At 61.7% G+C, this 22,325-nt stretch carries 21 protein-coding genes and 1 riboswitch; of the genes, 14 read left to right on the forward strand and 7 right to left on the reverse strand.

The window, feature by feature from the left end; all coding sequences use genetic code 11:
- Positions 1 to 10 precede the first annotated feature (10 nt).
- On the reverse strand, positions 11 to 1,225 hold the full coding sequence (locus tag THALAR_RS14455; RefSeq protein ID WP_021102329.1) for a sirohydrochlorin chelatase: 1,215 nt from the start codon (positions 1,223 to 1,225) through the stop codon (positions 11 to 13).
- Entirely contained in the window at positions 1,222 to 1,440 is a 219-nt protein-coding gene (locus THALAR_RS14460; protein ID WP_040819296.1) for a DUF6732 family protein, read from the reverse strand. The genes THALAR_RS14455 and THALAR_RS14460 overlap by 4 nt, the downstream gene beginning before the upstream one ends.
- 297 nt (positions 1,441 to 1,737) lie before the next feature.
- Here THALAR_RS14460 and THALAR_RS14465 point away from each other — a divergent pair, with 297 nt between their 5' ends.
- Positions 1,738 to 2,688: a glutathione S-transferase family protein gene (locus THALAR_RS14465; protein WP_021102331.1), complete on the forward strand. Its 951-nt coding sequence runs from the start codon at positions 1,738 to 1,740 to the stop codon at positions 2,686 to 2,688.
- 3 nt (positions 2,689 to 2,691) lie between these two features.
- On the opposite strand, the gene THALAR_RS14470 is transcribed toward THALAR_RS14465, so the two are convergent.
- Positions 2,692 to 3,054, reverse strand: a complete 363-nt coding sequence (locus THALAR_RS14470; protein WP_040818884.1) for a response regulator — start codon at positions 3,052 to 3,054, stop codon at positions 2,692 to 2,694.
- A gap of 216 nt (positions 3,055 to 3,270) precedes the next feature.
- On the opposite strand from THALAR_RS14470, the gene THALAR_RS14475 reads away from it, so the two are divergent.
- The 6 genes from THALAR_RS14475 to THALAR_RS14500 all read left to right on the forward strand — a co-directional run bounded on the left by THALAR_RS14475 (position 3,271) and on the right by THALAR_RS14500 (position 8,103).
- Positions 3,271 to 3,645: a DUF1636 family protein gene (locus tag THALAR_RS14475; protein WP_021102334.1), complete on the forward strand. Its 375-nt coding sequence runs from the start codon at positions 3,271 to 3,273 to the stop codon at positions 3,643 to 3,645.
- Positions 3,638 to 4,576, forward strand: coding sequence for a threonine-phosphate decarboxylase (locus THALAR_RS14480; RefSeq protein ID WP_021102335.1), 939 nt, complete (start codon positions 3,638 to 3,640; stop codon positions 4,574 to 4,576). Before THALAR_RS14475 ends, THALAR_RS14480 begins: the two co-directional genes overlap by 8 nt.
- Positions 4,573 to 5,472: an adenosylcobinamide-phosphate synthase CbiB gene (gene cbiB, locus THALAR_RS14485; RefSeq protein ID WP_021102336.1), complete on the forward strand. Its 900-nt coding sequence runs from the start codon at positions 4,573 to 4,575 to the stop codon at positions 5,470 to 5,472. Before THALAR_RS14480 ends, cbiB begins: the two co-directional genes overlap by 4 nt.
- A 29-nt stretch (positions 5,473 to 5,501) precedes the next feature.
- Entirely contained in the window at positions 5,502 to 6,668 is a 1,167-nt protein-coding gene (locus tag THALAR_RS14490; RefSeq protein WP_040818887.1) for a lytic murein transglycosylase, read from the forward strand.
- Positions 6,669 to 6,745: 77 nt separating this feature from the next.
- The gene (locus THALAR_RS14495) at positions 6,746 to 7,072 is read left to right on the forward strand and encodes an H-NS histone family protein (protein WP_021102338.1); all 327 of its coding nucleotides are present in this window, start codon (positions 6,746 to 6,748) and stop codon (positions 7,070 to 7,072) included.
- A gap of 185 nt (positions 7,073 to 7,257) precedes the next feature.
- A complete protein-coding gene (locus THALAR_RS14500) occupies positions 7,258 to 8,103 on the forward strand; it encodes a PRC-barrel domain-containing protein (protein WP_021102339.1) in 846 nt (281 codons plus the stop codon).
- 55 nt (positions 8,104 to 8,158) lie between these two features.
- Here THALAR_RS14500 and smc read toward each other — a convergent pair whose 3' ends face one another.
- Entirely contained in the window at positions 8,159 to 11,614 is a 3,456-nt protein-coding gene (smc, locus tag THALAR_RS14505) for a chromosome segregation protein SMC (RefSeq protein WP_040819300.1), read from the reverse strand.
- Between the two features lie 193 nt (positions 11,615 to 11,807).
- A riboswitch (cobalamin riboswitch) is annotated at positions 11,808 to 12,023 on the forward strand.
- A gap of 36 nt (positions 12,024 to 12,059) precedes the next feature.
- Between smc and THALAR_RS14510 the strand changes: the two genes are divergently transcribed.
- The 6 genes from THALAR_RS14510 (at position 12,060) to THALAR_RS14535 (ending at position 18,796) form a co-directional block, all read left to right on the forward strand.
- Positions 12,060 to 12,242: a CbtB domain-containing protein gene (locus tag THALAR_RS14510; RefSeq protein WP_021102342.1), complete on the forward strand. Its 183-nt coding sequence runs from the start codon at positions 12,060 to 12,062 to the stop codon at positions 12,240 to 12,242.
- A 15-nt stretch (positions 12,243 to 12,257) separates the two neighbouring features.
- Entirely contained in the window at positions 12,258 to 12,941 is a 684-nt protein-coding gene (locus THALAR_RS14515; protein WP_040818890.1) for a CbtA family protein, read from the forward strand.
- Position 12,942: 1 nt separating this feature from the next.
- On the forward strand, positions 12,943 to 14,004 hold the full coding sequence (gene cobW, locus THALAR_RS14520) for a cobalamin biosynthesis protein CobW (protein WP_021102344.1): 1,062 nt from the start codon (positions 12,943 to 12,945) through the stop codon (positions 14,002 to 14,004).
- A complete protein-coding gene (locus tag THALAR_RS14525; protein WP_021102345.1) occupies positions 14,001 to 14,447 on the forward strand; it encodes a GNAT family N-acetyltransferase in 447 nt (148 codons plus the stop codon). The genes cobW and THALAR_RS14525 overlap by 4 nt, the downstream gene beginning before the upstream one ends.
- Positions 14,448 to 14,508: 61 nt before the next feature.
- Complete coding sequence (gene cobN, locus THALAR_RS14530; protein WP_040818894.1) at positions 14,509 to 18,195, forward strand: cobaltochelatase subunit CobN; 3,687 nt, start codon at positions 14,509 to 14,511, stop codon at positions 18,193 to 18,195.
- Positions 18,196 to 18,259: 64 nt separating this feature from the next.
- Positions 18,260 to 18,796, forward strand: a complete 537-nt coding sequence (locus tag THALAR_RS14535) for a hypothetical protein (protein WP_021102347.1) — start codon at positions 18,260 to 18,262, stop codon at positions 18,794 to 18,796.
- A 74-nt stretch (positions 18,797 to 18,870) separates the two neighbouring features.
- Here the strand turns inward: THALAR_RS14535 and THALAR_RS18625 are convergent, their stop codons facing one another.
- Positions 18,871 to 19,137 (reverse strand): hypothetical protein, encoded by a 267-nt coding sequence (locus THALAR_RS18625; RefSeq protein ID WP_051153772.1) that lies wholly within the window; start codon positions 19,135 to 19,137, stop codon positions 18,871 to 18,873.
- A 154-nt stretch (positions 19,138 to 19,291) separates the two neighbouring features.
- Between THALAR_RS18625 and cobO the strand changes: the two genes are divergently transcribed.
- Entirely contained in the window at positions 19,292 to 19,912 is a 621-nt protein-coding gene (gene cobO, locus THALAR_RS14545) for a cob(I)yrinic acid a,c-diamide adenosyltransferase (protein ID WP_021102349.1), read from the forward strand.
- Positions 19,913 to 20,181: 269 nt separating this feature from the next.
- Here cobO and THALAR_RS14550 read toward each other — a convergent pair whose 3' ends face one another.
- The gene (locus tag THALAR_RS14550) at positions 20,182 to 21,837 is read right to left on the reverse strand and encodes a thiamine pyrophosphate-binding protein (RefSeq protein ID WP_154666831.1); all 1,656 of its coding nucleotides are present in this window, start codon (positions 21,835 to 21,837) and stop codon (positions 20,182 to 20,184) included.
- A 73-nt stretch (positions 21,838 to 21,910) separates the two neighbouring features.
- Positions 21,911 to 22,318, reverse strand: coding sequence for a VOC family protein (locus THALAR_RS14555; protein WP_021102351.1), 408 nt, complete (start codon positions 22,316 to 22,318; stop codon positions 21,911 to 21,913).
- Positions 22,319 to 22,325 lie beyond the last annotated feature (7 nt).

Raw genomic sequence — 22,325 nt, forward strand, 5'->3', positions numbered from 1 at the left:
GATGAAGCAGTCAGGCCTTGGCCTTGCGGGCGCTTTCCGGCCCGTGCGGATGTTTGGCGTGTGGATAGGGCGCGTGGTGGTGGTGGTGGTCGTGATCATGATCGTGGTGGTGGTGATGCCCGTGATCGTGGTGATGATGGTGGTGGTGATCCTGCATCTGAAGCCGGCACATACCGGTGCAGAACGTGTCGCAAAGCGCGCAATCTGCGACGTTGGAGCCGGGCGCGTTGGCACCCTGCCCCTCGACATGGTGGTGGTGCGATTCCTGCACAGCGCCAACCTCGCCTTCGAAGCCCAAAACCTGAACGCGATATTTGCACAGCACGCAGGTCGGCGGTGGCGTGTCGGAGAAGGCCGGATGGCCTTGACGGGCCTCGGCGGGGATCGTCACGGATGCGCCGTCCTCGCCTGCAAGAACCTGAGTGCGGTAGGCGCAGATGCCGCAATTGGGGGGCGGGTTCGCGCCCATCTGCTCGGTCACGCGTTCGGCGAAAGTTTCCAAAACCTTGTCGTGATCGTTGAGGTAGCCTGCCTTGACGAACTCGATGTCGGGATGCTGCGCCGCGACCTGATCGGTGAAGCCGTAGATGCGGTCGATCAGGATGCCGGTGAACAGGAAGTAAGGGAACACCACGATGCGTTTGTAACCCAGCTTGGCGGCGTGGGTCAGGCAGGGTTCAACCAGCGGGAAGGTCACACCGGAATAGCCGATTTCCAGCCAGCCGAGGCCAAGGCCTTCATGCAGCATACGCGCGATCTTGGCGACATTGCCGTTGGCGTCCGGGTCGGACGCGCCGCGACCGATGACGACGAGGCAGGTGTCCTCGTTCGCCACATGGGATACGGCGTTCGCCGCGTCGATGGCGTCCTGAATGCGGGCACCGGCGGCGGCGATCATCTTCGGATCTACGCCCAACTCGCGGCCATAGCTGACCTCAATCCCGTGCTTGGCGGCGTAGGTGTTCAAAACCGTGGGGATGTCATTCTTGGAGTGCATCGCGGCGAACAGCATGCCCGGCACGGCGAGGATCTTATCGCAGCCCTGTTCGCGCAGCTTGTCCAGGCCGTCGCGGATCACGGGGTTGGCGAATTCCAGATAACCGTATTCCACCGCCCAATCCGGCGGCAGGTAGGCGGGCAGCTTGTCGGCGAGCACGGAGAACTGGTCCACTGCCGCCTGAGACCGCGAGCCGTGGCCGCAGATCATGACACCGATTTTGCTCATGCCGTTTCCTCTTCGGCCTCAGAGTCTTCCTGTGCCTCAGCCTCTTCGGCATTCTTCTTGCCCTTCAGCGCGCCCCAGATCGACACTGCCAGCGCAGCGCCCAAGGCCGCGCCAGCGACCCAGTGGTCGTGGCCCGCGAACTCGCCCACATGGCCCACATGCGCCGAAGCGGGGGCCCCAAAGAATAGTGTAAAGGTGATTAGTATCCGGAACATGATCGCGCCTTTCATCCAAACTTCCATAGGGGAGAGATCGGGGCGCACACCCGCATCGTGACGATGCAGCCGGTGGATCCCCTACTTGGGTCAATCCGAAGGCCGCCAACCTCTCTGGGCCATGAGCCCTCGTCTTTCGAGTCGCAGGTATATGGGGCGAGAGGCGATGCCGCAATGGGGCAGACCGGCGGGACGCAGCCCAAATGCGGCGCAGTGCGCAATTTCTGTGCATCTACGCGGGGTGACGCGCGGGCGTAGCGTTGTTAGCCATAGAGAAGCAATGAAAAGGATATTGAGATGGGACAGCTGGTAGACGGTGTCTGGCACGACACTTGGTACGATACAAAATCAACAGGCGGGGCGTTCAAACGCTCTACAGCGAAGTTCCGCAGCTGGATTGAAGAGGGCGGCGAATTTGAACCCGCGGCGGGGCGGTATCATCTCTACGTCTCCTACGCTTGTCCATGGGCGCATCGCACGCTGATCTTTCGCAAACTGAAAGGGCTGGAGGATCTCATCGGGGTCTCCGTCGTGCATCCGGATATGCTGGGCGACGGGTGGACATTCGAGACCGACGCGCATGGCGCGACAGGCGATAAGCTATACGGCTTGCCCTTCGCCCGCGACATTTACCTGAAGGCCGACCCGAAGGTGTCAGGTCGCGTGACGGTGCCGATTTTGTGGGACAAAGAGCGCGAGACCATTGTGAGCAACGAGTCTTCCGAGATTATCCGGATGTTCAACTCCGCCTTTGACGGATTGACGGGCAATACGCTGGATTTCTGGCCGGAGCCGCAGCGTGATGCAATCGAGCAGGTCAACGAGCGCGTTTATGACACGGTGAACAACGGGGTCTACAAGGCCGGATTCGCCACCAGCCAAGACGCCTATGACGCCGCTGTGGAGCCGCTGTTCGACAGTCTCGACTGGCTGGAGGAGCGCCTGAGCACCAACCGCTACCTGATGGGTGACGACATAACGGAAGCTGACTGGCGACTGTTCACCACGCTGGCGCGGTTCGATCTGGTCTACCACCTGCATTTCAAATGCAACCGCAAGCGGCTGATCGACTACCCCAATTTGTGGGCCTATACTCGCGAGTTGTACCAATGGCCGGGTGTTGGCGAGACGGTGAACTTCCACCACATCGTGCGCCACTATCACTACAGCCACGACACGATAAACCCCAACCGCATCATCCCTATCAATCCCGATCTGGACTGGCAGGAACCGCACGGCCGGGGCTAGACCTTAACGCGCATGATACTCGACCACGGCGGCCAAATCGGCCGGCAAGGTGCTGGATGGCACCATCGCACAGGCGTTCGGCATGTAGCGGAAGATGGAACCATCTGAGAAAAAGCTACTGCTGGTCACAAACACCACCTTGGCCTCCGGCCTGCGGAAACTTGCGTAATCGGCAATAGCTGACGCATCGCCCGCATGCGGGCGGAGGTTGAGATTAATGACCAAGACGTCGAAGGACTGCTCCCGCAAGAGCGCTTCGGCGTCGGTTTGGGTATGAACGAGTTGGACCTGACACCCGAGCCGTCCAACATGATCAGCCCAGAGCTGCCCTAGGCCGCCCCCGTTTTCGACAATGAGCACTTCCATATATTACTCCGACCGTTGGCAAGGATTGGCCGGTACGCTTCCCGCAGTTTCTTATATTATTGGTCGCTTATCCAAGAGACACCCCCATACTTCACCGCAATTCCCTAACGAATGATTAAGAAGTTGCACCGCATTGCATTCAATGTTGAGCTTCTTGCGTATTGCGCGGAATTCCGCTTCATGGGCGGCTGAACCGCACCGCTGAACGAGGCACCGATGACCACCCTGATTACCATCTGCGACACCTGCAAACGTGACGACTGGGAAGCACGCGCTTCGGGTGAAACCGATGGCGAAACATTCGCGGCACTCATAGAGGCCGCCGCGGACGGGGTCGACGGGGTGCGCACGCGCCGCCACTCGTGCCTGATGGGATGCACGCGCGGCTGCAACGTCGCCATCCAAGGGGCGGGCAAGCTGAATTACACCGTGGGCGAGTTCGAGCCCTCCGAGGAAGCCGCCGAGGCGGTCGTAGGCTACGCTGCGCTCCATGCGCAAAGCGACACCGGCCAAGTGCCTTACAAGCAGTGGCCGCAAGCCATCAAAGGCCACTTCGTGACCCGCCACCCGCCCCTGCCAAGCGATGACTGAGACCCCGCGCGATCATGGCGGCGGACTGGACGCCGCCGTTGCCCGCTACGGTGGCACGCGGGCGGCTTGGCTTGACCTGTCGACGGGGATCAATCCCGTGCCTTACCCGATCGGCGAAGTTGCCCCCGACGCCTGGACCGCCCTCCCCGACCGCGCCGCGCAGGATCGGCTAATTCAGGCAGCCCGAAAATTCTGGGACGTGCCGGATGAGGCAGGGATCATCGCGGCCCCCGGCGCGTCAGCCTTGATCGCGCGAATGCCCGGCGTCTTCGGGGGCAACACGGCGACCATTCCCGCACCCACCTATAACGAACATGCCGCCGCCTTTCGTGCCACCGGATGGGCGGTGCAGGAACGTGGCGTCGCGGATACGACCGTTGTGGTTCATCCGAACAATCCGGACGGGCGGCTTTGGGACGCGAACGACTTTGTCGGAAACACCATTATCGACGAGAGTTTCTGCGACATAGCCCCGAACACGAGCCACGTTGGTCAAAGCAGACGCCGTGACCGCGTGGTCCTGAAAAGCTTTGGCAAGTTCTGGGGGCTGGCGGGGCTAAGGCTGGGCTTTGCGATTGCCCACCCCGCAACAATCAGGCGGCTGGGTGACATGCTCGGCCCTTGGGCCGTCTCCGGTCCCGCTCTGGAAATCGGCGCGAGGGCATTGGAGGATGCCGACTGGGCCAAGCGCACGCGCGAGCGCCTAGAGGATGACACCAGTCGGCTAGACGCGCTGATGACCAAATCCGGCGCCAGCGTGGTGGGCGGGACCAGCCTTTTCCGGCTCTATGACGTTGGCGACGCTGCCCATTGGCAGGACAAGTTGGCGCAGGGTCAGGTCTGGTCGCGCGTATTTCCGTATTCCGACCGATGGCTGCGTCTGGGCCTTCCCGCCCCCGACCGCTGGGACATGCTGGAGGCCGCGCTTTGACCGTCGCCTTGGCAATGCTGCTGGATGCGGTGCTGGGCGAGCCGAAATGGCTGTGGGACCGGCTGACGCATCCCGCCATACTGATGGGCCGACTGATCGAAGCGCTGGAGAAGCGCCTCAATTCCGGCAAGGACCGCCGCGCAAAAGGTGTGGCCTTGGTAGCACTTCTGATGGTTGGCGCTTTGATCCTTGGCGCGATCCTCTCCGCCTTCGGTCCGTTGGTGGAGATCATCCTCGCCGCCATTCTGATCGCGCAACGCTCGCTTGTCGATCACGTAGCCGATGTTGCCCGCGCCTTGCGCCTGAGCGTTGGCGACGGGCGCATGATGGTCGCCCGGATCGTCGGGCGGGACGTGGCCACATTGGACCGCTCCGGCGTGGCGCGCGGGGCGATCGAGAGCGCCGCCGAGAACCTGTCGGATGGCGTCATTGCGCCGGTATTCTGGTTTGTGTTGCTAGGGCTGCCTGGATTGCTGGCCTATAAAGCCATCAACACCGCCGACAGCATGATCGGCTACCGCACGCCGCGCTACGAGAAATTCGGCTGGGCTGCCGCACGGCTGGACGACCTCGTGAACTGGCCCGCCGCACGGTTAACCGCCGTGTTGATCGCGCTGTCACATCTTCGGATGGACGCATGGAAAATCATCTGGCGCGACGCGGGGCTTCACCGCTCCCCCAATGCCGGATGGCCGGAAGCGGCGATGGCCTGCGTGCTTGGCGTCGCGCTGTCCGGCCCGCGAAGCTACGACGGCATTGTCGGGGACGAGCTTTTCGTAAATGCCGAAGGACGGCATGACATCGGGCCTGATGACATTGACGCGGCGGTCTCGGCGTTGTGGAGGACGTGGGGCCTCACGCTTGTGTTCGTTGTTCTGCTGGCGGTGATTGCATAGGGTGCTCTGAACCAGTTCCGGAGACTTCTATGCACCATTATTTTTTAACGCTCGCCCTCGCGTTCACGCCGCTAACTGTTCATGCGACATGCGGCGGAGACTGGGGTGCCTTCATAAATGAATTGAAGCAGGAGGCCATTGCCAAAGGTCACACCCAAGATAGTGTGGACCGGTTTTTCTCTTCCGCGCGACAAGATCCGAAAGTGCTAAGGGCCGACCGCGCCCAAGGCGTTTTCAAACGCGATTTTGTCGATTTTTCGCGCCTCGTCATTTCCGGCTCCCGATTGGAGAAAGGGCGCGCGAATGCGAAAAAATACGCGTCGATCTTCGAACGGGCAGAGCGCGAATACGGCGTGCCGCCGGGCGTTCTTCTGGCATTCTGGGCGTTAGAGACCGATTATGGCGCCGTTCAAGGCGAATTTAATACGCTCAATGCGCTAATCACACTGAGCCACGATTGCAGACGTCCTGAACTTTTCCGCCCTCAGATTTTTGCAGCTTTGGAGCTTTTTGAACGCGGCAGCTTTGATCCGAAAACGACGAAGGGCGCTTGGGCTGGCGAGGTCGGGATGGTTCAGATGCTGCCCGCTGATATTATCGAAAACGGTGTAGATGGAGATGGTGACGGAAAAGTCAGCCTGAAAACCTCAGTGCCCGACGCGCTGCTCTCGGGCGCAAAAATGCTGCGATCTTTGGGATGGCAAGCGGGCCAACCATGGTTGCAGGAGGTGCAGGTTCCAAGTGAGATGGATTGGACAAAGACAGGGCTGGAAACCAAACTGACAACGCAAGAATGGTCGGCTATGGGGGTCACTCCCCGTTCCGGCAGTTTTCAAGGCGACACGGGATCGGTGCTTTTGCCGATGGGCAAAAATGGTCCTGCGTTCATCGCCTACCCGAATTTCGACGTTTATTTCGAATGGAACCAAAGCTTCGTTTACGTCACGACCGCAGCCTATTTCGCGACGCGGCTTTCAGGCAGCCCGGTTTATGACGTCGGCAACCCGACGCCCAGCCTATCAGACGCAGAAATGAAGAGCCTGCAAAAGAAGCTGGCGGCCAAAGGCTATGACGTTGGAAAAATAGACGGAATTTTGGGATCAGGGACGCGCGCGGCGGTTCAGGCGGAACAGCAACGGCTGGGCATGGCGGCAGATGCGTGGCCCACCACCGAGCTTCTGCGCAGCCTGGACTAAACGTAGTGCTTTATTTTGATATGAAATTGCTATAATTACGCCCTTACTCAAAAAAGCTGGGGAGCTAAACAGCAAAAATGGCAAAAATTGATTTAAAACCTCTTTCGCTTGCGGAACTCAAGTCGCTGCAAGCCCGCGTCGAGAAAGCCATCGCGCGGCACGACAAGAAACAAAAGACAAAAGCGCTGGCAGTGGTGAAAGCCAAGGCAAAGGAGCTCGGGTTTTCTCTTGACGAACTGACCAATGCGAAAGCACCCGCCAAAGCCGTGTCGAAAAAGACGTCGAAGGTAGCTTATAAACACCCCGACGATCCCAGCAAAACCTGGGCGGGCCGTGGTGCGCGACCGCTTTGGCTGAAAGAAGCCTTGGCGTCGGGCAAATCCTTGGACGATTTCAAAGTCTAGCTGTAATCAATTCTCGGGGCGCAAAACCTAGAGTTTAGCGCCCCAAATCCAAGCGCAGATAACGCTTGAGCCGCACCAAAGTTCCGAAAATAAGTATGTGCTTTTTTCGGAACTCCGAGACCCGGTGTGGGGTTCTTTTATCAGTCACGCATTAAGCGTTGAAACTGAACAAGGAGACCACACCCATGAAAAAGTTCTTTATTACAACCGCTCTCGTAACCGGCCTTGCAATGCCGGTGTTTGCAGACGCACACAAAGGCGACATGACCTTCTTCGACAGCACACAGGAAAACACTGTGGCCGCTGCTGAGTTGCGCGTGTCCGACCTTATCGGCAAACGCGTCTACACCTCGGAAAATGACGTCGATACCGTCGCAAACGACGCCGACGAAGGTTGGGAAGATATCGGCGAAATCAATGATGTCATCATGTCCCGCGATGGCAAAATGCGCGCCGTTCTTCTCGACATTGGCGGCTTCCTTGGCATGGGCGAAAAAACCGTTGCTGTGAACATGGACGAGCTGAAACTCGTGGCCGATGGTGATGACGCGGGCGACTACTTCGTTGTCTTCACGTCGAACCGTGCCAGCCTTGAAGGTGCCCCAGCATTCGACCCGGAAACGGTCGGCGGCTGGACTGATGCAAGTGCAGACATGGATAACGCCGAAGCAGTGGAAGAAACTGCCGAAGCGGATACCACCGCGACGGTTCCGCCGACCGGTATGATGCGCGATGGATATGAGACCTATGATCGCACTCAACTGACCACAGAAATGGTTACCGGTGCGGCAGTGTATGACACCAATGACGAGCATATCGGCGAAGTGTCGGAGCTTATCCTGAACGATGCCGGCGAGATCACCGAAGCTGTGATCGACGTTGGTGGCTTCCTGGGTCTTGGCGAAAAGCCGGTCGCACTGAGCATCGACGAGTTGGACATCCTGCGCCAGACTGATGGCGACGACCTTCGCATCTATGTCGACCACACTCAGGAAAGCCTCGAAGCAATGCCCGAGTGGGAACAAGGCTAACTGTAGTTGTGATTTAAAGAGTGCAGGCGCGCGGGGTTCCGCGCGCCTTTTCCGTTCAGGCGACCAGTTGCTCGGCTTTTTTCAGATCAACCGATACCAGTTGCGATACGCCCAACTCCGCCATCGTCACCCCGAACAAGCGGTCCATCCGCGCCATCGTGACTGCGTGGTGTGTGATGATGAGAAAGCGGGTGTCGGTGCGGCGAGTCATTTCATCCAGCAAATCGCAGAAGCGCGTCACGTTCGCGTCGTCCAAAGGCGCGTCCACCTCGTCAAGCACACAGATCGGTGCGGGATTGGCAAGGAACACCGCGAAGATCAGCGCTAGTGCGGTCAGCGTCTGCTCCCCGCCTGACAGCAGCGACAGGGTCGACAGCTTCTTGCCGGGAGGCTGGCACATGATCTCCAGACCGGCCTCCAGCGGGTCGTCGCTTTCGACCATGACCAGCTTGGCCTCGCCGCCGCCGAAGAGGTGCTTGAACAGAGTGCCGAAACTGGAGTTCACTTCCTCGAACGCGGTCAGCAGGCGCTCGCGGCCCTCTTTGTTGAGCGACGCAATCCCGGTGCGCAGGGCAGAAATTGCGGCTTCCAGATCGGTCTTTTCCCCAAGCAGATTGTCGTGCTCCTCGGACACCTCCTTGGCGTCCTCCTCGGCCCGCAAGTTCACCGCGCCCAGCGCGTCGCGCTGGCGTTTCAGGCGGTTCACGTCCGCCTCGATCCGCTCGGCGGGCGGCATGTCATCGGGATTGGTGTCGAGCGTTTCCAGCAGCGCGTCGGGCGTGGTTTCCATTTCTTCGCGGATGCGTTCCACGGCGTAGGTCACTGTTTCTTTCGCGGCCTCGGCGCGGGCTTCGGCGCGGGCGCGGGCTTCGCGGGCCTCTGACGCTTCCCGCTCGGCTTCGCGTTCGGTTTGGACGCCATTGCGCAGTGCTGTTTCCGCCTCTGCCAGATTATCCGCCGACGCCCTGCGGCGAGTTTCGGCCTCCTCAATGGCAGCGCTCAACTCGTCGCGCTTCGCCGCCAGTTCTGCGGGCGCGGCGGACGCTTCTTTCAACTCCACCTCGGAGGTCGTCTTACGTTCTTCCAACTCGCCGATACGTTTGCCAGCGGTTTCCAGACGGTGTTTCCAGCCGCTGATCTCTGTCGTGATCTCTTGGCTGCGTTTCGTCCGGGCCTCCCCTTCACGGCGCAGCTCGTCATGGGACGAGCGCTTCGCCATCATCGTCATTCGCGCCGCCTCCACGGTCATTTTGACGTCTTCGACCTCGGCACGGGCAGCCTCCAGATCGCCCAGATCGGCCACGCCCTTTTCGGCTTCGCGCAGCCGTTCGCGGGCGGCCATCGCCTCTTCCTCGTAGCGCGTCACGGCCAACTCAAGACTTTCGACGCGGCCTGCGGCAATCGACTTTTCGCCCTCGGCACGAGACACGGCGCGGGACGCATCCGCCATCGCACGGTCGGCATCCTTGCGGGCCTCGCGGGCGTCACGATCAGCCTGCGCGGCTTCGGCCAGCTCCTTGGTGAGCATCTCATGCGCCTGACGCGCCCCGTCAGCACGAGCCGTCGCGCCTTCCAACGCCTGCTTCAACTCTTCCAACCGGTTGAGCTGTTGCAGACGCATCGCTGCCGCCGATGGCGCGTCATCGGCCCCCGTGCGGAAGCCGTCCCAACGCCAAACGTCGCCCTCGACCGAAACCAGTCGCTGCCCCGGTTGCAGCGACGATTGCAGGCGGTTGCCGTCATCTGCGTCGACCAGACCAACCTGCGACATGCGACGGGCCAACACGTCGGGGATCGTCACATAAGATGTCAACGCGGCGACGCCTTTAGGCAGCGGTTGCGGCTTCGGGTAGCTCGGCAATAGCGCCCAGCCGGTCACATCGTCATCGTCGATCTGGGGCGCACGCAGGTCATCGGCCAAGGCTGCGCCAAGCGCTTTTTCGTAGCCGGACTTTACCTGCACCACGTCCAGCAACTGCCCCTGCTCCGACGTGTCGCGATCCACCAAGCGCGACAGCGCGGTGGCCTCCGCGCGCAAGGCATTCGCCTCGCCTTCGGCCTCCGAGCGTTGCGAGCGGGCGTCGCTTTCGCGGTTCTGCGCCTCGGACCGCGCAGCCTCCGCTGCGGTCAGATCGGCGTCTGATTTCTCTGCCTGAACCGACGCTTGCGACAGTGCCGTTTGCGCCGCAATCAGCGCGGTGTCGGCATTGGTCGCGGCAGCCTGCGCATGGTCCACCGAGGCGCGGGCTTTCGTCGCCTCATCCTCGTAGCGTTGCAGCGTCTTGGTGGCATCCTCGCGCAAACGGTGCGCGGATTGGTGACGCGCGGCAAGGCGGGCCACGTCTTCCGTGTGCTCCGCCAGTTGCGTCTCGCGATCTTGCAGAACCGTCGCCGCCTCACGCGCCTCGGTCGCGGCGGCGTCCAGCTTGGCGACATGGCCTTCGGAGGCTTTGGCGATCTCGCGGGCTTCCCATTCCAGCCGCTCGATCGTCTCGCCGGCGTCATGGTTCAACGCGGTCTCACGCTCGATATCGCGGGCCAGTTGGTCGATCCGCGCGGTCAGCGTCTCAATGGTCTGTTGCGCCTGACGTTCCTGATCCGTCAGCGTGTCCCGCTGAACCTGCAAGCGTTGCAGCACGGCGGACGCAATCGCTTCTTCCTCGCGCAAGGGCGGCAACGCGTCTTCCATCGCTTGCCGCAGCTTGGCCACTTCGCGCACCTGTGCTTCGGCCTGCGCGGCGGATTTGGTGCGGTCCGTCAGGGTTTGGCTCGCGACGAGGTTGGCTTCTTCCGCCTCTTTCCACCGACGATAAAGCAGCGTGCCTTCCGACCTGCGCAACTCTTCCCCGATCTCACGATACCGCGCCGCCTGACGTGCCTGACGGGCAAGCTGCGCCAGTTGCGCGGCCAGCTGCTCAATCACGTCATCGACGCGGGCAAGGTTCGTCTCCGCGCCGTTCAGCTTCAACTCAGCCTCATGGCGGCGTTGATAAAGGCCGGAGATGCCCGCAGCTTCCTCGAGAATACGACGACGCGCCTTGGGCCGCGCGTTGATCAACTCCGAGATTTGCCCCTGACGCACCAGCGCGGGCGAATGGGCACCGGTCGACGCATCGGCGAACAGCATCTGCACATCGCGCGCCCGCACATCCTTGCCGTTGGTCTTGTAGGCAGAGCCCGCGTCGCGGGTAATCCGGCGGATAATCTCCAGCGTGTCGAGGTCGTTGAACCCCGCAGGGGCGAGACGTTCCGAGTTGTCAATCTGCAAGGACACTTCCGCGAAGTTGCGGGCCGGGCGCGACGACGCTCCGGCAAAGATCACATCTTCCATGCCAGAGCCGCGCATGGACTTGGCGCGGTTCTCGCCCATCACCCAGCGCAGTGCTTCCAACAGGTTGGACTTGCCGCAGCCGTTTGGCCCGACAACGCCCGTCAGCCCGTCGGCAATAATCAGCTCCGTGGGGTCCACGAAACTTTTAAAACCGTTAAGTCTGAGTTTAGAAAAGCGCAATGCGGGCCTCGCGGGAATCGGGGTCTGGTGGGCCATTGTTTGAATCCAGCACCGATGAGTCAACGCAAAACCACTGCATATGGCCAATTCTACAGGGTTATCCCCAAGATGTTGCGATATCCCGCCGATCTGGACCTGACGTTATTCGCGCGCCGCCTGTCGGAATCCGCCTTGACCCCCCGCGCGCGCATGGCGCATTGTGGCCTCGCATGGTTCCCCGTGATGCGCAAAGCGCTTCGGGGAAAAATGGGAATTCGGTAGGCGTGACCCAAATAGGGGCGCAAATCCGGAGCCGCCCCCGCGACTGTATGCGGAGAGCGTCTTGCCAAATGCCACTGGAGCGATCCGGGAAGGCGGCAAAACGCATCGACCCGCAAGCCAGGAGACCAGCCATGCGCAATGAAACCCCTCCCGTCGGGTGTGACGGGGCAAGGAGATTGAGACGATGAACAAGACCAAAACAGCCACGCTGAACGCCACACACGCAACCGACATGAGCCTTGTCAGCATCCTTGGTGCTGCCGCTCTGGGTCTGGTCCTGCTGTTCGCCGCAGGCTTCGCACAGGCTTCCGTGATGCATGACACGGCGCATGACCAACGTCACGCCATGGCATTCCCCTGCCACTAAGCCACAACCAGACACATGTTTAAAAATTTGGTAGCCAGCGCTGTGTTCGCTGGCGTAGCCGTCGGCGTAATCGCCGCCGCGCTGCAATTCTGGTTGGTGACACCCTTGCTGCTAGAGGGTGAGCTATATGAAACAGGCGCCCGGGTGCATTTCTCCACGGACGGCTCTACCCAAAGCGAGGCAGGCCACCCTGCCCTGTTTACCGAGCCAATGCGTGACCTGATGACGGTCGGCTTCAACATGGTGGCCTTCACGGGCTTCGCCCTGTTCCTCGCGGTGGGCTTCGCCCTGTCGGAGCGCGGCGGCCACATGGTCACCGCCCGCAAAGGGCTGATCTGGGGCATGGCGGGCTTTATCGCCGTGCAACTCGCCCCTGCAATCGGCCTGCCGCCCGAACTTCCCGGCACCGTCGCCGCCGACGTGGAGCTTCGCCAGATCTGGTGGATCTGCACTGTGTTGGTCACGGCCGTGGGTCTTGGCCTGATCGCCTTCGGCCCGACATTGGCCGGTGTCGGCGGGGCCGTTCTGATCGCGCTGCCTCACCTGATTGGCGCGCCGCATCTGGATACCTACTTCGGCGTTGCGGCCCCCGAACTTGCCGCCCATTTCGCCACCGCCTCCCTCGGCACGTCAGCCGCCACTTGGGTTCTTCTGGGCCTGTTCACCGCGACCCTGTGGGTCAAATTCAAGGACGCCTGATATGCAAGCAAAGATACCCGCCACCGTCGTCACCGGCTTCCTCGGGGCCGGCAAAACCACCCTGATCCGCCACATGCTGGAAAACGCCAAAGGCAAGCGCATCGCGCTTATCATCAACGAATTCGGCGATCTGGGCGTCGACGGCGATATCCTGAAAGGCTGCGGCGACGAGACCTGCACCGAAGATGACATCATGGAGCTGTCCAACGGCTGCATCTGCTGCACCGTGGCCGACGATTTCATCCCGACCATGGAAAAGCTGCTGGCCCGCGAGAACCGCCCCGATCACATCGTGATCGAGACCTCCGGCCTCGCCCTGCCGCAACCTTTGGTCCGCGCCTTCAACTGGCCTGAGATTTCCACCAAAGTCACAGTCGACGGCGTGGTCACCGTCGTCGACGGCAAAGCCGTCTCCGAAGGCCGCTTCGCCCACAACGTCGCCGCCGTGGATGCCCAGCGCAAACTGGACGAGAACCTTGACCACGAGACACCGCTGTCAGAGCTGTTCGAGGATCAAATTGCCTGCGCCGACATGATCGTGGTCAACAAGTCCGACCTGCTCGGCGAAGATGAGGCGGACGCGCTGGTCGCGAGCCTGAAAGCCGACAGCCGCGATGGCGTTCAGGTCGTGCGGGCCTCCATGGGCAAAATCCCGGTGGATGTGTTGCTGGGGCAAGGCATCGCCGCCGAAGGCGATCTGGAGGCCCGCCATGAGGTGCATCACCACCACCATCACGACGACGATGGCGACCATCATGATCATGAACACGAGCATGGCCATGACGAGTTCGAGAGCTTCGTCGTCACCCGCAGCGAAATTACAGACCCCAAGGGTTTCTCCGAGCAGATCGCAACCGTGATCCGCGGCCACGACATCTTGCGCCTCAAGGGCTTTGCGGCAGTCGAAGGCAAACCGATGCGCCTGACCCTGCAAGCCGTGGGGCCACGGGTCGATACGTATTTTGACCGCCCCTTCGGCAGCGCCCCACGCGAAACCCGCCTCGTCGTCATTGGTCAGTCCGGCCTTGACCAAGCCGCGATCACGGCGGCGCTGCAAGCATGATAGTAGAGCGCGGTGATCCCCGTGACCCGAAGGTCACCGCGCTCTTGCAGGCCAGCCACGCGCTGATGGAATCGCTGTTTCCGCCCGAGGAAAACCACTACCTGTCCATCGACGCGCTCTGCGTGCCGGAGGTGCATTTCTTCGTGGCCCGCGATGATGACACGCTGCTCGGCTGCGGCGCGGTCAAGCAAATCGGCACATATGGCGAACTGAAATCCATGTTCACCACTGAGGCCGCCCGTGGCAAAGGCGCGGCGTCCGCGATCCTGACCCACATCGAGCAAAAAGCCCGTGACCTTGGCCTCTCCACGCTAAAACTCGAAACCGGCAACATCCTTGACGCCGCCCACAGACTCTATGCCAAGCACGGTTTCACGCCCTGCGGCCCGTTCGGCAACTACACAGCCAATGAGACCAGCGTCTTCATGCAGAAACCGCTCTAGGTTTCATCTTGGCGTAAATATTCCCGCCGGAGGCATCCTCCGCCAGCCAAAAGGCGCTGACATGCACCTACTCGCAGCAACCCCAGGATCGATAGACAACGGCCAAGAGCCGGTTGATTTGGGCCAAACGCCCGCCGAAATCGTGTTCATCTCCGCCGCCGATACCGAACTGGCCGCCCTTTCTGCCGCGCGCGGCGAAATGGCGAACCCGCCTTCCCTGCGCCTCGCGTCTATGATGCACCTGATCCATCCCATGTCCGTGGACCTCCATATCGAAGCCTGCGCAACCAAATCGAAGCTGGTGATCGCCCGCGTGCTGGGCGGTGTCGGCTACTGGAAATACGGCGCGGAGCAATATGCGGCCCACCTGCATGACGCAGGCATCCCTTTGGCGCTGCTCCCCGGCGACGACAAGCCCGACGCGGAATTGCGCGGCCTGTCCACCGTGTCTGACGAGGACTACGATGCCCTCTGGGCTTATCTGGTGGAGGGCGGCCCCGCCAATTCGGAGAACTTCCTCGCCTACGCAAGCGCCATGATCGCAGGCACCGAGCGCCCGTCCCCCGCCTCCCCCCTGCTCCGCGCAGGCGTCTATTGGCCGGGTTCGGGCATCTCCGACCTCGCCGCCGCGCAACAAGCATGGACCGATGACGCCCCCGTCGTCCCTTTGATCTTCTACCGTGCCCTCGTCCAAGGCGCAGGCCTGAACCCCGTGAACCGGCTGGTGAAATCGCTGCTGCGCAATGGCCTGAACCCGCTGCCGATCTTCGTGGCCTCCCTGAAAGACCCTGTTAGCCTCGCCACGCTGGAACACCTGCTGACGCAGGCCCCGCCCGACGTAATCCTAAACGCGACCTCCTTCGCCACCGGCTCCCCCCATCAGGGCGACGCGGAGGCGTTCAACCCGCTGGCAGCGCCCTTCACCAACAAGGCCCCGGTCTTTCAGGTCATCTTCTCCAGCTCGACGGAGGTCGCTTGGGCCGAGGGTCTTACCGGCCTGTCCGGTCGCGACATCGCAATGAACGTCGCCCTGCCCGAGGTCGATGGTCGCGTCCTGTCCCGCGCGGTCAGCTTCAAGGACGAGGCCTATTTCGACGAGGCCACGGAATGTCCCATCGCCACCTACCGCGCACGCGGCGACCGCATCCAGTTCGTGGCGGACCTTGCCGCCAACTGGGCCAAGCTGCGCCGCGCCAAAACGTCGGAGCGCAAGGTCGCGCTGATCCTCGCCAACTACCCCAACAAGGATGGACGGCTCGCCAATGGCGTCGGCCTAGACACGCCCGCCGCGACCTCTCATGTGCTGAAGCTGCTGGCGGATGAAGGCTACCACGTCGCCAACCCGCCCCCCGACAGCGACGCCCTGATGAAGGCAATGATGGCCGGCCCCACCAACTGGCTGACCGACCGCCATGTGCGTACCGGCGGCGTTGATCTGTCGCTTGCCGACTACCACCGCGACTACGCCCAGCTCCCCTACGCCCTGCGCCAACAAATCGAGGACCGCTGGGGCGCCCCCGAAACAGACCCGTTCTTCAAAGCGGGTGAGGTCGATTGCGGACGCTTCGCCCTGTCGGTCTTGCATTACGGAAATGTGGTCGTCGGGTTGCAACCGGCCCGTGGCTACAACATCGACCCGACGGACACCTACCACTCGCCCGACCTCGTGCCGCCACACAACTACCTCGCCTTCTACTTCTGGCTGCGCCACGAATTTCGCGCGCACGCCATCGTCCACATTGGCAAGCACGGCAACCTCGAATGGCTGCCCGGCAAGGCGCTCGCCCTGTCCGAGGAATGCTGGCCCGAGGCGGTCCTCGGCCCGACGCCCCATATCTACCCCTTCATCGTCAACGACCCCGGTGAAGGCACCCAAGCCAAGCGCCGTGCGCAGGCAGTGATCATCGACCACCTGACCCCGCCCATGACGCGGGCGGAGACCTACGGGCCGCTGAAAGATCTGGAAGCGCTGGTCGACGAATACTACGAGGCCGCAGGCGTCGATCCGCGTCGTATCGAGCATCTGCGCCGCGAAATCCTGTCCATGACCTCGGCCACAGGCTTGGCCGAAGACGTAGGTTTGTCCGGCGATGAGGAAACGGATCTCGCCAAACTGGACGCCTATCTGTGCGAATTGAAAGAGGCCCAGATCCGCGACGGGTTGCACATTTTCGGGGTCTCGCCCGAAGGTGCGCAGGCCCGCGACCTGACCATCGCCCTGACCCGCGTGGCGCGCGGCGATGGCACAGGCGCGGACGCCTCGCTAATCCGTGCACTGGCTGACGATCTGGCACTGGACTTCGACCCGCTGTCGGCTGATCTGGCAGAGCCTTGGCCAGGCCCCCGCCCCGACATCCTGACGGGCGACAAATGGCGCAGCACCGGCGACACGGTGGAACGCTTGGAGGAGCTGGCGATCCGCCTGATGGACGGTGAAACGCCCCCCGGCCGCGCCAGTGCCACGGTGATGGAGCATATCCGAACACATGTGCAACCAACCGTCGCCGCCTGTGGACCTATGGAGGGGGCGGGTCTTCTCAGCGCCCTCAAGGGGCACTTCGTCGCCCCGGCGCCATCCGGCGCCCCGACCCGCGGGCGGATGGATGTGTTGCCAACGGGGCGCAACTTTTTCTCCGTCGACAACCGTGCCGTCCCAACGCCAACCGCTTGGGCCTTGGGGTGGAAATCCGCCAACCTGCTGATCGAGAAACACCTGCAAACCCACGGCGACTGGCCCCGCGCCTTGCTGCTGAACGCATGGGGCACCGCCAACATGCGTACCGGCGGGGACGACATCGCGCAGGCGCTGGCGCTAATGGGCTGCAAGCCGAAATGGGACGCCGCCAACCGCCGCGTCACCGGCTTCGAAATTCTGCCCATGGGTGTTCTTGGCCGCCCGCGCGTCGACGTCACCCTGCGCGTGTCGGGCTTCTTCCGCGACGCCTTCCCGCAACTGATCGCCTTGGTCGACAGTGCCGCCCGCGCGGTGATGGAACTGGACGAGCCCGAGGCCGACAACCCCGCCGCCGCCCGTTTCCGCGACGAAGGCACAACCCACCGCGTTTTCGGCTCCAAACCCGGTGCCTACGGGGCGGGCTTGCAAGCCATGATCGACGAACGGCTCTGGGCCGATAAGTCGGATCTTGCCGAGGCCTATCTGCAATGGGGCAGCTACGCGTATGGCAAGGACGCCGAGGGCCAGCGCGACCGCGCCGGTTTCGAGGCCCGCTTGGGTCAGGCCGAGGCTGTGGTGCAAAATCAGGACAACCGCGAGCATGATTTGCTCGACAGCGACGACTATTATCAGTTCGAAGGCGGCGCGGCGGCGGCGATCGAAACCTTGCAAGGTCGCGCCCGCCCCGTGTACCACAATGACCACTCCCGCCCGGAACGTCCCGTCATCCGAACCTTGGAGGACGAAATAGGCCGTGTGGTCCGCTCCCGCGTGGTGAACCCGAAATGGATCGAGGGCGTGAAGCGTCACGGCTACAAAGGTGCGTTCGAGATGGCCGCGACGCTCGACTATTTGTTCGCTTTTGCGGCAACCACGGGCGCTGCCAAATCCCATCACTTTGACTTGGTGCATCAGGCCTATCTGGAAGACGACGCCACGCGCGCATTCATCGAGGACCACAACCCCGCTGCCCTGCGCGAGATGGCCGACCGGTTGAACGAGGCTATCGAGAGGGGGCTATGGAGCCCCAAATCAAATTCGGCGAAAGCCCTTATCGAGAGACTTCTTAACTGATTTTTATGGAAAAATCTGGATAGATCGCGGGACCAGAAATGTAATGCCCACGGATCCAGCCAATATGAAAAAATCTCTATCCCTTCTTCTCGTCGGAGCGGTCTTGTCCGCCTGCACGGTCGCTGACATCGAAACCCCGCCGATCCCGATCACGCCTAATGACCCAAGCGCGTCGGTCGGTATCGACGTTTACGGACGCGCGCGGTCGCGTGGCAATCCGGTGCCTCGCTTTCGCGGACAAAACACCGTGGCGGTCCGGACCAATGGGAAACAGGGGGATGGCGGCTTCGGGGAGCTTGTCGGCACACCCTGCTCGCTGGACTCAGGCATCTACAAAGCCCGCTTCCAAACGCCTGCAAATATCGTCGTCCCGGACTATGGCCCCAATTCGCCAGCCTTGTTCGTCCGTTGTGTTCACCCTGACCAACGCGCCGCATCTGCAACCGTCAACGCGTTCAACCTGACGGCACAACAGCGCGGCGCAGGTGCAGCCGGTGGTGGCATCCTCGGCGCAATCATCGTGGGCGCGGTAAATGCCGCCGTGACCGATCCGAACAAGGACGAGTTCGCATATCCTCCGATCACGCTACAACTGAAATAGAAGCACCCCGAAAGGAAAAGCGGGCGGCTAATGCCGCCGCCCGTTCAGAATACTACCCACACCTAAGCCGCAGATCAGCAGAGAATTTCTGCCTGCACCATGGCTACGTCACCCCGGACGGAGTTTGGCGCGACACGGCACCCGGATATCTGCTCGATAGCCGTTACCCCCGCTGCGAAAACCTCACTTGCCTTGGGTCTGAGCACGATGTTGGAGCGATAAGCCTCCGCCTGACTGCCCTTGAAATTAACGTCAAACGCGTAGGCTCCGACAACGGTCGATCCTGATCGCCCACCCATCACCCCGACGCTGGGAGCCGCGCAAGCTGCAAGCGTCAACATACACAAACAGGTTAGAATCCGCATATCAGTCCTCCAGACTTCCCTTGACGGAGGCAGGCTACCTCGTGCCCATTTAAAAAATCGTTACTCCTTTGAGCTTGCATCGGGCGGCCTCGTCCAACAGGTTGGAGGCAACCCAGTTCCGGAGCGCTCCATGACCCAAGAATCCCCAGACGACCTGTCCCGCCACGCTACCAAAATGGCCAAGAAAAAGGCCGCCCGCGACAAGATCATGGCGACGAAAACCGATAAGCGCGGGCTGATTATCGTCCATACCGGCAAAGGTAAAGGCAAAAGCTCCGCCGCCTTCGGGATGATATTCCGCTGCATCGCGCATGACATGAAATGCGCGGTGGTGCAGTTCATCAAGGGCGGCATGAGCACCGGCGAGCGCGACCTGATACTCGACAAATTCTCCGACACCTGCGAATTCCACACCATGGGCGAAGGCTTCACCTGGGAAACACAGGACAAGTCCCGCGACATCGAAATGGCGCAGGCAGCGTGGGCCAAGGCGAAAGAGCTGATCCGCGATCCGTCAAACCATATGGTGCTGCTCGACGAGATCAATATCGCCCTGCGTTACGACTACATCGACATCAACGAAGTCGTGGCGTTCCTCGCCGAGGAGAAACCCGAAATGACCCATGTTGTCCTGACCGGTCGCAACGCGAAGGATGAACTAATCGAGCTGGCCGATCTGGTCACCGAGATGGAACTGGTAAAACACCCGTTCCGCTCCGGCATCAAAGCCCAGATTGGCGTCGAATACTAACCCCGCATTAAGGTTAACGTGCGCGGTCCAGGTGGTCTGCATGCTTCATCTTGGCAAAATATTCCCGCCGGAGGCATCCGGACTGTCAACATTCGCGCCGGCTGACGCGGAGGAGCCTCCGGCGGGAATATTTTAACCAAGATGAAACCAGAATCATCTTTGCTGGAGCGGCGGTACAGGGTGGAAACCCGATGGCCGTCCAAGGTGAAGCCTCGTTCAGAGTGTCTTCGACTGCTTCAGGGGGACTGCGTGCGCCCCCTGAAGGACTATCATTTTGATCTCTCACCCAATGCGCGCGTTTCGGAGAGGGTCATACCCGTCGACAATACGTCGTCATCCAGTTGCAACTCGATAACGGATAGAACGTCCGCTCGCCGCGCCTCCGCGAACGCGGCAGGGAAATCCTCTGTTCGTGTAACTGTATATCCCGCGCCACCATATGCTCGCGCCAGCGCCGCGAAGTCGGGATTGGCGATCATCGTGCCCGAGACCCGCCCTGGATAAGTCTTTTCCTGATGCATACGGATGGTGCCGTATTTGCCGTTATTCACCACGATTACGATAACCGCAGCCCCGTGCTGGATCGCCGTCGACATCTCGTTGCAGGTCATCTGGAAACAGCCATCGCCTGCAAAGCAGATCACGGTTCGGTCCGGATGCTCCAGCTTCGCGGCGATGGATGCTGGAAAGCCGTAGCCCATAGAGCCGGACGTCGGCGCGACCTGCGTTTTATAGCCTCGGTAACGGTAATAGCGATGCACGAAGGCCGCGTAATTTCCGGCCCCGTTCGTCAGGATCGCGTCAGGCGGAAGATGCTCCGCCAGCCACGAGACCACCTGCTCCATTTTCACCGGACCCGGCGTTTCCTTCGGCTTTTGCCACGCCTCGTAGTCGGCACGAGCCTGCGCCGTCCAGTCCGCCCAGCCGCCTGCCTGCCCGCCTGCGTCGGCCAGCGCAGCGATCAGCGCCGCGCTGTCGCTGGCGATCGCCAGATCAGGCGCATAGACGTGGCCCGGCTCATCCGGGCTGGGATGCGCGTGGATCAGCACCTTGCCCAAGTCAGCCGGGTCAAGCAGCTCATACCCGTTCGTCAGGATGTCGCCGACACGCGCCCCGATGACCAGCAGCAGGTCGGCCTGTTGCAGGCGTTTTGCCAGAGCCGGATTCATACCGACGCCCAGATCACCGGCATAGTGCGGGCAGTCGTTATCGAGGTAATCCTGCCGCCGGAACGGCACTGCCACCGGAAGGTCCATGCGCTGCGCAAACTGCTTCAGGTCCAGCGCCGCTTGCGTAGACCATCCCGGCCCACCTGCCACCACCAAAGGACGCTCCGCGCGGCCCAGCATTTCCAAAATGCGGGAAATATCGCCTGCGTCGGGCATGGCACGCGCCACCTGCACAACCGGTCGGTCCGCCACATCAACCACCGCCGACAGCATGTCCTCGGGCAGCGCCAGCACCACGGGGCCGGGGCGTCCCGACATCGCCATCTGGAACGCCCGCGCGATGTATTCGGGCAGACGCTCGGTCTGGTCGACCTCGGCCACCCACTTGACCAGCCCGCCGAAAAACTGCCGGTAGTCGACCTCTTGGAAGGCTTCCCTGTCACGATGACCACGGGCAATCTGGCCGACGAAAAGCACCATCGGCGTGCTGTCCTGCATCGCCACATGCAAGCCGGACGACGCGTTGGTCGCCCCCGGTCCGCGCGTGACGAACGCCACGCCCGGACGTCCGGCCAGCTTGCCATGGGCCTCGGCCATCATCGACGCGCCGCCTTCCTGACGGCAGACGACGTTCTGAATGCCACTCTCGTAAAGACCGTCCAGCGCCGCCAGAAAGCTCTCCCCCGGCACCGAAAAAACCCGCGTCACACCCTGAATTTTCAGCTGCTCGGCCAGAATTGCGCCGCCATGCCTCATCGCCATCGGAACCTCCATCCTTGTCGGGGGTAGTCTTTGGACACGGCGGCGCGGTTTGCAACGGCAATTCCGCTCAAACTTGGGCGACAGGCACCGATATCTCGATCAGATTGCCATCCGGGTCGCGAATATAGAGCGACATGATCGGCCCGACCGCACCGCTGCGTTGCACGGGACCTTCCTCGACCAGCACGCCCTTGGCGTCTAGCTGCGCTTCCCAGTCTTCAAGCGAAGCCTCCGTCAGAAAGCACAGATCCCCGCTGCCAGGTGTGGGGGCCTTGCCATGCGGTTTGAACTCGGAGCCCGCCTGATGCAGGTTGATCTTCTGCGCCCCGAACAACAAGGAAGTGCGGGTTGAGCCGTCCGCGACCTCGAATTCCTGAGCCACCATTCCCAACACATCCGTGTAGAACGATACCGTCGCCGTCAGATCGGCAACCGTCAGCACCAGATGGTCAAGGCTGGTCAGGGTCGGCGTCACTTGAAAC

It is taken from the genome of Litoreibacter arenae DSM 19593, from assembly GCF_000442275.2.
Classification (GTDB): domain Bacteria; phylum Pseudomonadota; class Alphaproteobacteria; order Rhodobacterales; family Rhodobacteraceae; genus Litoreibacter; species Litoreibacter arenae.